The organism is Virgibacillus subterraneus (assembly GCF_900110695.1).
Lineage (GTDB): Bacteria > Bacillota > Bacilli > Bacillales > Amphibacillaceae > Lentibacillus > Lentibacillus subterraneus.
The window spans coordinates 474,550-488,034 of record NZ_FOEH01000002.1; the positions used below are offsets into that span (position 1 = coordinate 474,550).

Here is a 13,485-nt window from a genome sequence, read left to right on the forward strand (position 1 = left end):
AATGGATTTTTTAAGTATAAGTAGTACGATGCTATATACAGCTTTTATCCTGTATTTGATCGCTACGTTTTTCTTTGGCGCGACAATTAAAGAAAAAAAGTCGGACAGGAGTAAAGGAATAGCTGGAAAAATTGCAATTTCCATAACCATCATTGGCTTTTTAGCACAAATTGTTTATTTTATAACAAGATGGATAGCAAGTGCCCATGCCCCCGTAAGTAATCTGTTTGAATTTATGACGTTTTTCGGTATGGGGTTAGTGTTTGCATTCATTATCATCTATTTTATTTACAAACTTAATATCTTGGGATTGTTTGCATTACCGATAGCAATGATAATAATTGCCTATGCGAGTATGTTTCCAACCGAGATTGCTCCCCTCGTACCTTCGTTGCAGAGTCACTGGTTATATATTCATGTAACAACAGTGTCACTTGGAGAGGCAATTCTATCGATAAGTTTTGTAACGGGGCTGATTTATTTAATCAGACAAGTTGATCAATCAGTTAGGAGTAAACGTACTACTTGGTTAGAAATCGTTTTATTTTCCTTAATCGTTTTTATTGGTTTCAGTGTAATTACTGTAGCATTTAACTTATCAGGGTATAGTGCTCAGTTTGAATATACTGTAAATAATAGTAATAATACAATTACCACCGATTATCACTTGCCACCGATTGCCGGTCCTAACGAGGGCGAACTAATAACAGGGGATAAAATGAATCCATTATTTGACGCTCCGGGATGGATGCGTGGTGTTGACGCAGCAAGGAAATTTAATACTATTATATGGTCAGTTTTGTCTGGACTAGTATTATATGGATTGACCAGATTAATCTTGCGTAAAAGAATTGGAGCAGCGATCCAACCATTACTTAAGAAAGTGAAACCCGATCTATTAGACGAAGTTTCTTATCGTGCGGTAGCAATTGGTTTTCCTGTTTTCACTCTTGGCGGAATAATATTTGCATCTATTTGGGCTCAAATAGCATGGGACCGCTTTTGGGGTTGGGATCCAAAAGAAGTTTGGGCATTAGTAACCTGGTTCTTCTATGCAGCATTTTTACATTTGAGACTATCACGTGGTTGGCATGGTGAAAAATCTGCTTGGCTTGCGGTTGGCGGCTTCGCTATTATTATGTTTAATCTGCTTGCTGTAAATCTGATTTTAGCTGGTCTTCATTCATACGCTTAATGCAATGACAGTTTTTGGTTTTTTAAAGGATATTATTTTCGACGAAATAATGATAAGGGGGAGCTTTTATGGAATCAAGCGCTAAAGTGTTAGTTGTAGACGATGAGGAAAGAATTCGGCGTTTAATAAAAATGTACCTGGAAAAGGAGGACTTCATTGTTGAAGAAGCAGAAAATGGTACGGAAGCATTGGAACTTGCACTTCAAAATGATTATGATGTAATCCTATTAGATATCATGATGCCGGAACTGGATGGTATTGAAGTTACCCAACAATTACGAGAGAAGAAAGCGACTCCTATTATTATGCTTACAGCAAAAGGGGAGGAAGCAAATAGGGTACAAGGGTTTGAAGTGGGCACCGATGATTACATTGTAAAACCGTTCAGTCCAAGAGAAGTAGTTTTACGTGTGAAGGCATTGCTGCGTAGAGTTTCGAACACTAACTTTAATGAAGCGAATACACCGACCAAAAATTTAATCGTTTTTCCTCATATGACCATAGATCATGATGCTCACAGAGTTACGGCAGACGGTATAGAAGTTAGTCTAACACCTAAAGAATATGAGTTGTTATGTTTCTTAGCTAAGTCTCCAGATAAAGTATTTTCACGTGAACTTCTATTAAAAGAAGTTTGGCAATATGAGTTCTTTGGAGACCTACGTACAGTAGATACACATGTAAAGCGGCTACGTGAGAAGTTAAATAACGTATCCAAAGAAGCTGCCAAGATGATTGTTACTGTCTGGGGCGTCGGATATAAATTTGAGGTAGATGATGTATAATGATGTTTTGGCGTAGTGTTGTAGGGAAACTAGCAATAACGATATTATTGCTAGTTTCTTTTGTATTATTTATTTTAACCGTTTTACTTTTGGAGTTTTTTGAGAATTTTCATGTTGATGAAGCAGAAAAAGATATGATGCAAACAGCAACAAAGGTGTCTATAATGGTAGAGCAATATGATAACCAGGAATTAGCGTTGGAGACTGCAGAACGTGTAAAGGATCCAGCAAGCCGTTTAGCTATCATCTATGAAGATGGTACTTCATGGGTATCCCAATCTATTGATAACGACCTTGGTAAACTCGATACCGAATGGCTGAAAAAGGAAAATGATCTAATGGGAGTTATTACTAATGGTGAAAATATAAAAAAACAACTATTCTTACCTGATGGTAATACAGAAGTAATGATCGTAGGTACTCCAGTTAGCCAAGATGGAGCAGTTTTTGTATACCAATCACTTGATATCGTAAACCAGACGAAAGCTGAAACGACTAAAATTATCTTTCTTGCTGCTGGTATTGCTATAATTTTAACAACTATTTTTGCTTTTTTCCTTTCCACCAGAATAACGTCACCTTTAATAAAAATGCGGGAAGCAGCATTTGATCTTACAAGAGGAGAATTTAACACGAAAGTACCAATTTTAACACACGATGAAATTGGTGAGCTTGCAATGGCGTTTAACCGAATGGGCAGACAACTGAAATTTCATATTAATGCGTTAAGACAGGAGAAAGAACAGCTTTCGAGTATCGTAAGTTCCATGGCAGATGGTGTGATTACATTTAACCGAAATAGTGATATGCTTATAACAAATCCTCCTGCAGAGCGGTTTATTGAGAATTTATATTACGAAAATGATATGGATTCGTCAGAAAACAATAATAAAGCACCGATACCTTTAGATGAAATATTAACGAATGTCATCCAAGATGAAAAAGAAGCAATACATGAAATTAATCTACAAGGACGTACATGGGTAATGATTATGACACCTTTATATGATCAGACATATGTACGTGGAGCGGTGGCTGTTATTCGTGATATGACAGAGGAACGACGATTAGATAAGTTGCGAAAAGACTTTATCGCAAATGTTTCCCATGAACTGAGAACACCTATTTCCATGTTACAAGGGTATAGTGAAGCGATTGTCGACGATGTGGCAGAAAGTAGAGAAGATAAAAATGAACTTGCACAAATTATCCACGATGAATCTTTAAGAATGGGTCGCTTGGTGAACGAATTATTGGATTTAGCACGGATGGAAGCAGGTCATATACAGTTAAATATAGAAAATGTTAACGTAGAAAAATTTATTGAACGAATTTTGAAAAAGTTTAAAGGGTTGGCGGATGAAAGTGATGTTGAATTAAATCTTATAAAGCATATTTCGACTGACCAAATATATATTGATCAGGATCGAGTGGAGCAGGTATTAACAAACCTAATAGATAATGCAATTAGACATACCAATGAAAACGGAAAAGTTAATGTTATTATTGAAAGTAATGCAACTGATTTTAATGTTTCGGTGAATGATAATGGAAGTGGTATTCCGGAAGATGATCTACCATTTGTATTCGAACGTTTTTATAAAGCTGACAAATCACGCACAAAAAATAGTAAGAAAAAGGGAACTGGACTTGGACTATCCATTGCTAAAAATATTGTGGAAGCTCATAATGGTTCAATTACTGTGAACAGCAAAATTAATGAAGGAACCACGTTTTCATTTAAACTACCTTTACAAGAGAAGTAAATATGATATGATAATATAGAATTGAATAATAATATAGAGTTTGGTGTCATTACTTAATAGGGAATCCTGTGAAAAACAGGAACTGTCCTCGCAACTGTATGTGATATTCGAAATAAGTGTAATCCACTGTATGATTCGTCATATGGGAAGGACTTATAGTAGGTGTAAATCACGAGTCAGTAGACCTGCCAAGTCTCTAACGTTTCAAAGCTTCGAGGATGTGAGCGATTGGGACAACCGAGTACATTGTGATTGGTTATTTTTATGTATCGATTGTCTATTTAAGCTAACTCTCTAGAAGGGTTAGCTTTTTATATGTTTATAATTGATTGATACTTAGAACTTAAACGATACCTTGGTTTCCAACGCCCAATTCTCCTCAATACAAAAATAGAACTGGAGGAATGGGAAGATGAACAAATTGTTTTTACGTATTGCATCATTGCTGATCGTTATGGGATTATTGATCGGGTGTGGTGCTGAAGAACAAGAACAGGGGCAGACAAACAGTCAAGAAGAGAAAAATACAGTAAGTGAGAACTCAGAGGAACAAAGTGAGGAAAAGGTTCAGATTACAATTTCCAAAGATAAAGGTTCTGAATATATTAATGAAAAAGAGGTTGCTGTTAAAGAAGGGGCAACACTTATGGAAGTAATGGAAGAGAACTTTCAGCTGGAGACTGATTTTAATGATGGCTTTATAACATCAATTGACGGTGTTGCACCTAAAGACGGCGAGCAAAAATCTTGGATGTTTACTGTAAATGGTGAAATGCCTACAGTCGGTGCTAAAGAATTTAAGCTATCTCCTGGTGACAAAGTAACTTTTGATCTGCAAGCTTGGGAATGACTTAATTGAATACTTATAAAATTACGTTACTTGCATTGCTTGCAGCACTGGCTGTTGTCGGACGCTTCGCCTTTGCATTTCTACCAAATGTCCAGCCGGTAACATCGCTAATCATTGTCTGTGGTTTATTATTAGGCCCTCTAGCAGCTGTTTTACTAGCTATTTTAACGACATTCCTCTCTAATATGATTTTAGGAATGGGTATATGGACAATCTGGCAAGTGGTTGCCTGGGCATTAATCGGATTATTAAGTGGAGTGTTAGGAAAATACCCTCGTAAGATTCCAGGATTAATATTAGTAATTATTGCGGTAATTAGTGGTTATTTATACGGATTTATTATTTCACTAACGACATTTTCTGTTACTGGAAAATTTCTTCCGTACTATCTGGCAGGATTACCATTTGATACATATCATGCAATTGGCAATGGGGTATTTATGGTTCTGTTATATCCGATAATTGCTCACTTTTTTAGAAATTATGCTGAAAAACATTTCAATTTGCAGAATACCAACTGAATTAGGTTGGTATTTTTGCGTTTTTCTAATATAGTATAATAAGTTGTAACTTTCGTGTGGTAATAAACGACTATGTAAATGAACGGAGGATCTTTATGAAAGCCGTTTTTGAGAAATTTTATGATAACTATCATCATGATTTATACCAATTCATCTTTTATATGGTAAAGGATAAAGAAACTTGTGAAGACCTCGTTCAGGAAGTATATATTAAAGTCTTAAAATCCTACGATTCTTTTAAAGGAGAAAGTACTGAGAAGACTTGGCTATTTTCAATTGCGCGGCACATAACAATCGATTACTTTCGCTCTCAGAAGAGGAAACGAAATCGTATTATGGAATACTTTGACTGGAGTGAAAAAGGGCAATTAATTCAGGATCAGAAGTTGCTCCCTGATGAGATAGCTATGCAAAATGAACAAGTGAAAGATGTTTATCGCTATTTAGATAAATGCACACCAGATCAAAGAAGTGTTCTAATATTACGGTACATACAATCATTTTCTATTCAGGAGACAGCAGACATCCTAAATTTCAGTGTTAGCAAAGTGAAAACGACACAGCATCGTGGACTGAAGACATTGAAAAAATACATTAGTGAAGGAGGAGATGTATTGTGAATACTTTCGACAACAACGAAAAGCAGATTAAAGAATCGTTAGAACAAATGCCAGTAATGGAAGACAGCTTGGACAAAGATATACTCTATCAGCGCATCTCCTCCGAACTTAATGATGAAATACGACCTAAAAGAATTAATAAAAGGTTTGTACTTATTCCTATTTTCAGTACAGTTATGGTGCTGTTGCTATTAGTTCTTATAGTACCTTCGATGATGAATAATACGATGTATCAGAGTAATAGTGAAAATAGTTCTGCTGATAAAGCAATGGACAATTCTGCCTCTAACGATAGTATGGATGGTGGAAACGAGTCGAGTGAACTAAAGAGGCAGGAAGACAATGCATCTTCTGCTGAAAGTGAATCTAGCGTTACGATGATGGAAGCCGAGATGCAGTCTAACGTTATTCATTCTACGGATGACAATACTACCATAATACATGGTGCTCTTGCCGATCGTCAGGCAAAGTATATTATCCCGTTAGCTTTTGAAGTTCCCAAAACAGAGAATGCGGGAAAGTATTATAATCAGATAAGTACTTATTTGAATGAGAAAACATGGGGTGTTAGTGACTATATGTTTTCGGGTGCAGTATTCCAATTGGATGAACAAAATAGTCAAGTTCATGTGGAACTGCCTGAAGATTTTTCTGTTACCTCAAGTACTCAGGCGAATATGTTTATAGGTTTACTGACAACAATGTTTGCCCCTAACAAAATTAATAAAGCTGTCTTTAGTCAGCAAGTAAATCTTGATCCTATAGGTAAAGTGAAGGAAATATCGCTAAAATCTTCAAATGTCATTTATAAACGATATCAATTGTCTGAAGAAAAACGTGTGTTTCTTGCAAGAATACCAGTCGAAGACCAATCTGATATTGAAACCGCGTTAGCCGAAATGAAAAAGGATGAAGAATCATATAATGTCTATCACTCAATACCAAGAAATATTGATTATTCATTGAGAAGTGAAGGTGATTTACTTCAAATAAATTTTGCCGATAAAAAAATGGCTTACAATAACCAGGAAACCGTAACGATGATAGAGGCTATTCTGATGACTGCGAAAAGCTTTGATTATCAGGAAGTCTTATTTACAAATACTTCAGACGAAACAATAGGCCCATATAATTTATCTGAGCCAATTAAAGTACCAGAAGGAGTAAATGCAATTAAAATTGATTGAGTCAAAGCGTTCCGAGAGGAGATATCCTGTCAGAACGCTTTGACTTTTTTAACAATGGGAATTATCATATAATTTATACGAGTTATTTATTTAGGGATGATTTCAATGGAACAAGAAACAATTATCGATAGAATATCGACAAAAGTAAAACTAATACGGGTGGAGAATAATTATACACAAGATCAAATGGCAACTGTATTGGGAATATCAAAGAAGTCGTTAGTTCAAATTGAGAAACGGAGAAACAATGCTAATTGGACTACGACAGTAGCGTTGTGTGCGCTTTTTCGTGACAGTGAAGTAATACAGCAAACTGTAGGATATGATGTACTAACGATTCTCGAAACAGCAGCACATAAAGAAAGATGATTCCCTACATTAGGAGCTTTCGTGTTATTCATCTTCAAATTTTAATGGATCACCATCAAATGATGTATCAGCTATCTTGATAGAATCAGTAGGACAACCCTCATATGCATCAATCATGTCTTCCTCCAATACATCCGGTACTTCGGCATTTCCTTCATTCTCATCCAAAACTACATATGCAATCCCTTCATCATCATAATCATATATATCAGGAGCAGCAGCACCACATGCTCCGCAAGCAATACACGTTTCTTTATCAACAATTGTATATTTAGGCATGAATTAACCTCCAGTTCGTTTACAAAAAAAGTCTTGTACAAACTATTGTAAGGCTGATATTTATACATTTCAACTGCTATAATACATGTTATCATTAATGAGGAAGGAAACTCTGATAATCGACACAAATTATTCATAAAGGAGTTTAGAACATTGATATTTGATCGTATTGTCATTACATGTTGCTCCCAATTAAAAACTGGACGTAGTGTCTCAGCAATATATCATCTACTAAAAGGAAAAAAATCAATCCAAACCGTTCAGGATGCTCACATATATAAATTGGATAATTTTTACGGAATTTATAAATCGTTAAAGAAGCAGAATTTTGATGAAAGAATAGATAAGCTTATCTCTGCAGGTTTAGTTCAGCTTAATGATAATTCTTCAGCAATACCAACTGCATTAGGTAATGAATGGTTACAAGAAAATCCAAATAGTATTCCGCTACGTTACTTTAATGGAATGAACTACTCTAGTTCTGCAACCATATTTTTTGAAAGATTAGTCCTTTTAATTCAAACTATATCAAATAGTAGTAACAGCAACCTTAACTTCATACCGGTTGTTGATAAACCAGTGGTTACAGGTTGGGTGAAAGAACAATATTACGTTATTAAGCAAGATCTGCATTATTTTCTGCAAAGTTTTTATGACGAATTGTACGATCTTCTAAAATGTTTTCAGGATCAAGAAGCAAGTATGTTTGTCGATAGTTTAACAGGATTCAAGCACTATGGAATGAGCAGTTATCAGCTGGCTGATAATTATAACCTTAAATTGATAGATGTGCCTTTGGCTCTTATTGGAATAATTCATCATATGTTATTCACAATCGAACATGATACAAGAAAATATCCATTGTTATCACACATTAAAAATGAATTGCCAGAGTACTCGAATACTACTAAATCAGCAACTAAGACGAGGGAACTTTTAAATTGCCATTACACTGCAGAAGAGATCTCGATTATGCGTAACCTAAAACTGAATACAATTTATGACCATATTGTTGAAATAGCACTATATGATGAGCAATTTCCTCTTGACAATTACATAGATGAGCAAGGTCATCAGGAAGTTTTAAATGTGATAAATAGATTGAAATCCTATAAATTAAAAGATATCAAGCAAGAGATAAATAAGGAAATAAGCTACTTTCAAATAAGACTTGTTTTAGCTGTTGAAAATATAACGTAATCAGGTGATAGAATTGAGTGTGAATATATTAAAAAGCCAATTATTCAATCAGTTTAATATTACATCTTTTCGAGAAGGACAAGAGGAGATCATTAATGACGTAATGCATGGAAAAGATGTATTAGGAATTTTACCAACTGGATCCGGAAAATCATTATGTTACCAATTACCCGCAACAATTATGGAAGGGGTGACAATTGTTGTTTCTCCACTAATTTCATTAATGCAAGATCAGGTGAAGCAATTAAAATCAACAGGATTTAAATCTGTTATTGCGTTAAACAGTTTTCTGGAACCAAAAGAGAAAAGACGTGCATTCGAGCATCTGAATGAGTACAAGTTAATTTACATATCTCCAGAATTCCTTCAGCAATCACAAATAATAGACTACTTAAAAAATATTAAAATTAGTTTATTTGTAGTTGATGAGGCTCATTGTATATCACAGTGGGGGCACGAATTCAGGCCTGATTATTTACGGTTAGGCTCTATTTTGGAAAAAGTGAATAATCCTACCGTCTTAGCTTTAAGTGCAACAGCAACCAAAGAAGTGCAGGAAGACATAATTTATTCATTAAATAGACCTAATATTCAGAAACATATATACCCGATGGATCGTGAAAATATCTCTTTTACTGTGCAAAAAGTAAATAGGGATATTGAAAAGAAGGAGATTATCATTAACTTACTGAAAAGTCATCGTGTGCCTACATTGATTTATTTTTCAAGCAAACGAAAAACAGAAGAAATTGCAGCATTCCTGTCTGAAAATGTCCCTTCACACCGTACAGCTTTTTATCATGGTGATATGGACCAATTAGATCGGATAACAATTCAACAGCAGTTTATGAATGATCAGATAGATGTAATCTGTTGTACTAGTGCATTTGGCATGGGGATTAATAAACACAATATTCGATTGGTGCTTCATTATCATTTTCCACTGCAGATAGAATCCTATATACAGGAAATTGGACGTGCTGGCCGCGATGGAGAATCAAGTGTGAGCCTTTTACTCTATACTTCAGGTGATGAACTTATTCCAAATGCTATAATCGGGAATGAATTACCGAGCGTAGAAACATTAGACACAATTTTCATGAATCTTTATCGGTTGTATTTAAAATCACCTAAGTTTTTATCCTATCAAGACATGCAGGAAAAATTACAACTAAATGAAACCGAATGGAGATTTTTGCACTATCAAATGGAAAAGCATGGTATGATTAAAGGGAATAAGATTATTTATCAAAGGGATATTTGGAATAAGGCTTTGCTTAATATAAGCGATTTAATTAAAAAAAGAAATTTATTAAAAGAACAGAAGTTAAAAGAAATAATTTCCTGGATTCATGAAGAGGAATGTTTACGCAAACATCTTTATAAAAGCTTTCAGATTAATTACAAGTCTCCTTTGTATGGATGCTGTTCGAATTGTGGTTTTACAATTAATGAATGGAATGCTAAACAAACAGAAGTCAATCATGCAACACATAATTGGGAAAACAAGTTACGAAATTTATTGTTAAATGGAGTTCAGAATGGCTAGTCAAAGTGAGATAATAAAGGGAATGACTGATAAGGAATTAAGCAAACAGATATTTTTTTCACAATTGCTATTAATCGTAGTTAGTTTGCTTTCAAGTTTGATATTTTTTGATGACATGGTAGAGTGGTTTGGTCTATTTCGCTTTAACTTATATGAAATAGCTTATTATGGAATATTACCGGGACTTATCATCGTTGCTTCAGATATCATCCTTATTTATTTTTTTCCAAAAAAATACTATGATGATGGTGGCATTAATGATAGAATTTTTAGAAACCGTTCCATCAAAAAAATTTTTGCCATTGCTTTATTGGTAGCTGTTTCTGAAGAAATATTGTTTAGAGGAGTTATTCAGACTACATTTGGTTATGTAGTTGCTAGTATTATTTTCGCACTTATTCATATTCGCTACTTAAAAAAGCCTGTATTGTTACTATCAGTTTTAATTGTAAGTTTTTATATTGGGTATATTTTTATACTTACGGAAAATTTATTAGTCACAATTACTGCTCATTTTATTGTAGACTTTTTATTAGGGGTAGTTATTCGCTTCAAAAGTGAGGTGCTGTATAATGAGTAAAGAGACCAAAGAATATACTGATCAGGCAAATGAATTACGAAAGCTTTTTAATGAAGTTCAAGAGGAAAGTGAACAATCTGTACCAGTAGATGATGGTGAAGATGAAGGTTCCGAAACAGAACAAGAAGAACGTGATGTTGATATATTAAACTTGCCACCACGTAAAGAGGTACATAGTACAAATAATAAGCGAACCAGAGTTAAATTAAGTGGAGCATCACTTCGCTTAGTTATTGTAGTTGTTATATTTTTAGCATTCTTAGGTGGAGCATATTATCTATGGGGACAAGAACTAATGGAAGTTATTACAAATATCTAGTAAAAAGGTGCCCTTTAATAGGCACCTCCAGGCAAAGTCAGAATATAACTTTTTTATCTTTTTCCTCTTTAAGTATTTCGACGGCTTCTCTGAAACGTAATGAGTGTACCACTTCACGCTCTCTAAGATATTTTAAGCCATCATTTAGATCAGGATCATCGGATAAGTTAATAATCCATTGGTAGGTTGCTCTTGCCTTTTCCTCTGCAGCTATATCTTCATATAAGTCTGCAATCGGATCCCCTTTTGCTTGAATATAGGTAGCGGTCCAAGGTGCGCCAGCAGCATTATGATAAAATAAAGCATTATCATGGCTGGCATAATGGGCACCAAGACCTGCTTCCTCCATCTGTTCTGGGGTTGCATCCTTTGTGAGTTTGTATATCATAGTTGCTATCATTTCGAGATGGGCAAATTCTTCTGTACCAATATCGGTAAGTAAACCTATTACCTTGTCAGGTATGCTGTATCGTTGATTTAAGTAACGTAAAGCCGCAGCTAATTCACCGTCAGCACCACCGTACTGCTCAATCAGAAATTTAGCGAGACGGGGATTACATTCGGTGACTTTAACAGGGTATTCCAGTTTTTTCTCATAATACCACAAAATATCTCCTCCTAGATATTAGATATTCCATTTAAATTAAACCTGCCAAGGCCAAGGAGTGTTATCCCAATCCCACGGATAATTTGAATAACTTCTTCCGTACTGCATTAATGGCCCAAACTTTTTTTCGAACTTAACTTTGAGTTCTTTGCTTTGCTTTGAGAATAAATTAAATTGTTCTATTGCATCATAATCTTGTGGGTGTGTATCTAAATATAATGTTAGCTCCACTAATACGAAATCCACTGCTTGAATTTCCTCGAGCAGTTTGTAATATTCAGATGGAAGCACTTTATTCATCAACATCACCTCTTTTATTAGGTCCTGGATAGGGACTGAATAACTCTTTCCATAGTGTTCCATGATATAGCGCTGCTCTTGGTTCGAATTGTGCTAATCCAGGGGGTTGGAAGTTAATGTATAGTTGAGGTGGGGTAGAATAACTTTTTACTGTCATAGGTGGGCAAGGGTCATATGGGCTGGCATAGGGTTCCCAAAATTTATATTGTGTGAACATAAAATCCTCCTTTCGAAATAATACTTTTCCGCTTCTATTCATGGTATGTAAGTATATGGATGTCCTATTCAATTATATATAGTGCTTAATATCTTTTTCTTACTAGATAAGTGCAACTCAGGCTTATCTTTATTAAGGCTTGCACCCCGAGTATAAGAGGTTCTAAGAAAGCAAAGTACGCTTTTAGAAGAATTCTTGCAACGAATGCCAAGTTTTCTAACACAAATCATTTGTATTATGAATGTGTATGACTGAAAGGAGGATTAAGATTGATTTATATAATATCTGCCTGTGTATTAATTCCTTCTGCATTTATATTGTATATGATATATAAAGCACATCATGATACAATTGATTACCGAACAATTAAAGTTACTGACTTATCGTCTGAGTTTAATTTATTTTTTATATCTGATATACATCGAAGAAAAGTAAGGACTGAAACGTTACGGTCCATAAAGGAGAACGTTAAACTTGTTGTTATTGGTGGGGACATAACAGAAAAAGGCGTACCAATTGAACGAACGAGGGAAAATATTCGCAAGCTAAAAGAATTTGGTGCTCCTATATATTTTGTTTGGGGAAATAATGACTATGAAGCACTTCCAAGTAAAATATATGGACTCTTAATTAGTGAAGGTGTAACAATACTGACGAATAACAATCATGATATATTAATTGGCAGCCAGACAATAAGCTTAATGGGATTAGACTGCTGTCAGCACAGTGAAGCACGGATGGATCTAGCAATGAAAAACGTAAACGGATTTTATACTATTCTTCTAACACATGACCCCAGTGCTTTTTATGAAACAGAGGAAGAATTTCAAAATAAAGTTGACATTGTTTTGGCTGGTCATACACATGGTGGTCAGATTCGTATTTTCGGATTTGGATATTTTGAAAAGGGCGGATTAACTAAATTACACAACACTAAAATCTTTGTCAGTGAAGGTTATGGGTATACTAGACTGCCATTTCGACTTGGAACAAGATCAGAATGTCATGTATTAACTTTTAAGCAATAATAATTGTGATGTTCAACAAATGCATCAATAGCATATACTTATAGTAATTAAAAAAGTTAATGTTTTTAATTAGAATAATAATGATTAATTTTGTTTAGCAGTTAAGAAATATA

16 protein-coding genes, 1 pseudogene and 1 riboswitch are annotated in these 13,485 nt (G+C 34.7%); of the genes and pseudogenes, 13 read left to right on the plus strand and 4 right to left on the minus strand.

Translation table 11 applies throughout. The features are described 5' to 3' along the window. Nucleotide 1 precedes the first annotated feature (1 nt). From ccsB to BMY13_RS08945, 8 genes and pseudogenes are all read left to right on the plus strand, one after another. Entirely contained in the window at nt 2-1,195 is a 1,194-nt protein-coding gene (ccsB, locus tag BMY13_RS08910; RefSeq protein WP_092492670.1) for a c-type cytochrome biogenesis protein CcsB, read from the plus strand. Nucleotides 1,196-1,263: 68 nt separating this feature from the next. Continuing rightward, a complete protein-coding gene (locus BMY13_RS08915) occupies nt 1,264-1,980 on the plus strand; it encodes a response regulator transcription factor (protein ID WP_092504028.1) in 717 nt (238 codons plus the stop codon). Nucleotides 1,981-1,982: 2 nt separating this feature from the next. Beyond that, nucleotides 1,983-3,746 (plus strand): ATP-binding protein, encoded by a 1,764-nt coding sequence (locus BMY13_RS08920; RefSeq protein WP_092504209.1) that lies wholly within the window; start codon nt 1,983-1,985, stop codon nt 3,744-3,746. Between the two features lie 24 nt (nt 3,747-3,770). Further along, a riboswitch (cobalamin riboswitch) is annotated at nt 3,771-3,953 on the plus strand. 205 nt (nt 3,954-4,158) lie between these two features. Beyond that, nucleotides 4,159-4,596 carry a DUF4430 domain-containing protein gene (locus tag BMY13_RS08925; protein WP_092504030.1) on the plus strand — a complete coding sequence of 146 codons (438 nt, stop codon included), beginning with the start codon at nt 4,159-4,161 and terminating at the stop codon, nt 4,594-4,596. Between the two features lie 5 nt (nt 4,597-4,601). Further along, a complete protein-coding gene (locus BMY13_RS08930) occupies nt 4,602-5,117 on the plus strand; it encodes an ECF transporter S component (protein ID WP_092492673.1) in 516 nt (171 codons plus the stop codon). A gap of 95 nt (nt 5,118-5,212) precedes the next feature. Beyond that, nucleotides 5,213-5,737 carry an RNA polymerase sigma factor SigX gene (gene sigX / locus BMY13_RS08935; RefSeq protein ID WP_092492674.1) on the plus strand — a complete coding sequence of 175 codons (525 nt, stop codon included), beginning with the start codon at nt 5,213-5,215 and terminating at the stop codon, nt 5,735-5,737. Further along, on the plus strand, nt 5,734-6,924 hold the full coding sequence (locus BMY13_RS08940) for a hypothetical protein (RefSeq protein ID WP_092504032.1): 1,191 nt from the start codon (nt 5,734-5,736) through the stop codon (nt 6,922-6,924). Before sigX ends, BMY13_RS08940 begins: the two co-directional genes overlap by 4 nt. Nucleotides 6,925-7,029: 105 nt before the next feature. Then, nucleotides 7,030-7,281: pseudogene (locus BMY13_RS08945) on the plus strand (helix-turn-helix transcriptional regulator); the annotation flags it as partial. A 36-nt stretch (nt 7,282-7,317) separates the two neighbouring features. Here BMY13_RS08945 and BMY13_RS08950 read toward each other — a convergent pair. Then, nucleotides 7,318-7,572, minus strand: coding sequence for a ferredoxin (locus tag BMY13_RS08950; protein WP_092504034.1), 255 nt, complete (start codon nt 7,570-7,572; stop codon nt 7,318-7,320). A 153-nt stretch (nt 7,573-7,725) separates the two neighbouring features. Here BMY13_RS08950 and BMY13_RS08955 point away from each other — a divergent pair, with 153 nt between their 5' ends. From BMY13_RS08955 to BMY13_RS08970, 4 genes are read left to right on the plus strand one after another with little or no spacing between them, the layout of a single operon-like run. After that, a complete protein-coding gene (locus tag BMY13_RS08955) occupies nt 7,726-8,772 on the plus strand; it encodes a YpbB family protein (RefSeq protein WP_092504036.1) in 1,047 nt (348 codons plus the stop codon). Between the two features lie 19 nt (nt 8,773-8,791). Next, entirely contained in the window at nt 8,792-10,321 is a 1,530-nt protein-coding gene (locus tag BMY13_RS08960; RefSeq protein ID WP_245736066.1) for a RecQ family ATP-dependent DNA helicase, read from the plus strand. Then, nucleotides 10,314-10,901 (plus strand): CPBP family intramembrane glutamic endopeptidase, encoded by a 588-nt coding sequence (locus BMY13_RS08965; RefSeq protein ID WP_092504040.1) that lies wholly within the window; start codon nt 10,314-10,316, stop codon nt 10,899-10,901. The genes BMY13_RS08960 and BMY13_RS08965 overlap by 8 nt, the downstream gene beginning before the upstream one ends. Then, nucleotides 10,894-11,220, plus strand: coding sequence for a hypothetical protein (locus tag BMY13_RS08970; RefSeq protein ID WP_092492681.1), 327 nt, complete (start codon nt 10,894-10,896; stop codon nt 11,218-11,220). The genes BMY13_RS08965 and BMY13_RS08970 overlap by 8 nt, the downstream gene beginning before the upstream one ends. 37 nt (nt 11,221-11,257) lie before the next feature. On the opposite strand, the gene BMY13_RS08975 is transcribed toward BMY13_RS08970, so the two are convergent. From BMY13_RS08975 to BMY13_RS08985, 3 genes are read right to left on the minus strand one after another with little or no spacing between them, the layout of a single operon-like run. After that, nucleotides 11,258-11,827, minus strand: a complete 570-nt coding sequence (locus tag BMY13_RS08975) for a manganese catalase family protein (protein ID WP_092492682.1) — start codon at nt 11,825-11,827, stop codon at nt 11,258-11,260. Between the two features lie 36 nt (nt 11,828-11,863). Then, the gene (locus BMY13_RS08980; protein WP_092492683.1) at nt 11,864-12,127 is read right to left on the minus strand and encodes a spore coat protein CotJB; all 264 of its coding nucleotides are present in this window, start codon (nt 12,125-12,127) and stop codon (nt 11,864-11,866) included. Then, nucleotides 12,120-12,344 carry a spore coat associated protein CotJA gene (locus BMY13_RS08985; RefSeq protein ID WP_092492684.1) on the minus strand — a complete coding sequence of 75 codons (225 nt, stop codon included), beginning with the start codon at nt 12,342-12,344 and terminating at the stop codon, nt 12,120-12,122. The genes BMY13_RS08980 and BMY13_RS08985 overlap by 8 nt, the downstream gene beginning before the upstream one ends. Before the next feature lie 269 nt (nt 12,345-12,613). Here BMY13_RS08985 and BMY13_RS08990 point away from each other — a divergent pair, with 269 nt between their 5' ends. Next, nucleotides 12,614-13,372, plus strand: a complete 759-nt coding sequence (locus BMY13_RS08990; RefSeq protein ID WP_092504042.1) for a metallophosphoesterase — start codon at nt 12,614-12,616, stop codon at nt 13,370-13,372. The last annotated feature ends 113 nt before the right edge of the window (nt 13,373-13,485 follow it).

What these genes read in the sequence shown, in the direction of transcription:
- ccsB (WP_092492670.1), top strand. Translation starts at nt 2, where the DNA reads ATGGATTTTTTAAGTATAAGTAGTACGATGCTATATACAGCTTTTATC.
- BMY13_RS08915 (WP_092504028.1), top strand. Translation starts at nt 1,264, where the DNA reads ATGGAATCAAGCGCTAAAGTGTTAGTTGTAGACGATGAGGAAAGAATT.
- BMY13_RS08920 (WP_092504209.1), top strand. Translation starts at nt 1,983, where the DNA reads ATGTTTTGGCGTAGTGTTGTAGGGAAACTAGCAATAACGATATTATTG.
- BMY13_RS08925 (WP_092504030.1), top strand. Translation starts at nt 4,159, where the DNA reads ATGAACAAATTGTTTTTACGTATTGCATCATTGCTGATCGTTATGGGA.
- sigX (WP_092492674.1), top strand. Translation starts at nt 5,213, where the DNA reads ATGAAAGCCGTTTTTGAGAAATTTTATGATAACTATCATCATGATTTA.
- BMY13_RS08950 (WP_092504034.1), bottom strand. Translation starts at nt 7,572, where the DNA reads ATGCCTAAATATACAATTGTTGATAAAGAAACGTGTATTGCTTGCGGA.
- BMY13_RS08965 (WP_092504040.1), top strand. Translation starts at nt 10,314, where the DNA reads ATGGCTAGTCAAAGTGAGATAATAAAGGGAATGACTGATAAGGAATTA.
- BMY13_RS08970 (WP_092492681.1), top strand. Translation starts at nt 10,894, where the DNA reads ATGAGTAAAGAGACCAAAGAATATACTGATCAGGCAAATGAATTACGA.
- BMY13_RS08980 (WP_092492683.1), bottom strand. Translation starts at nt 12,127, where the DNA reads ATGAATAAAGTGCTTCCATCTGAATATTACAAACTGCTCGAGGAAATT.
- BMY13_RS08985 (WP_092492684.1), bottom strand. Translation starts at nt 12,344, where the DNA reads ATGTTCACACAATATAAATTTTGGGAACCCTATGCCAGCCCATATGAC.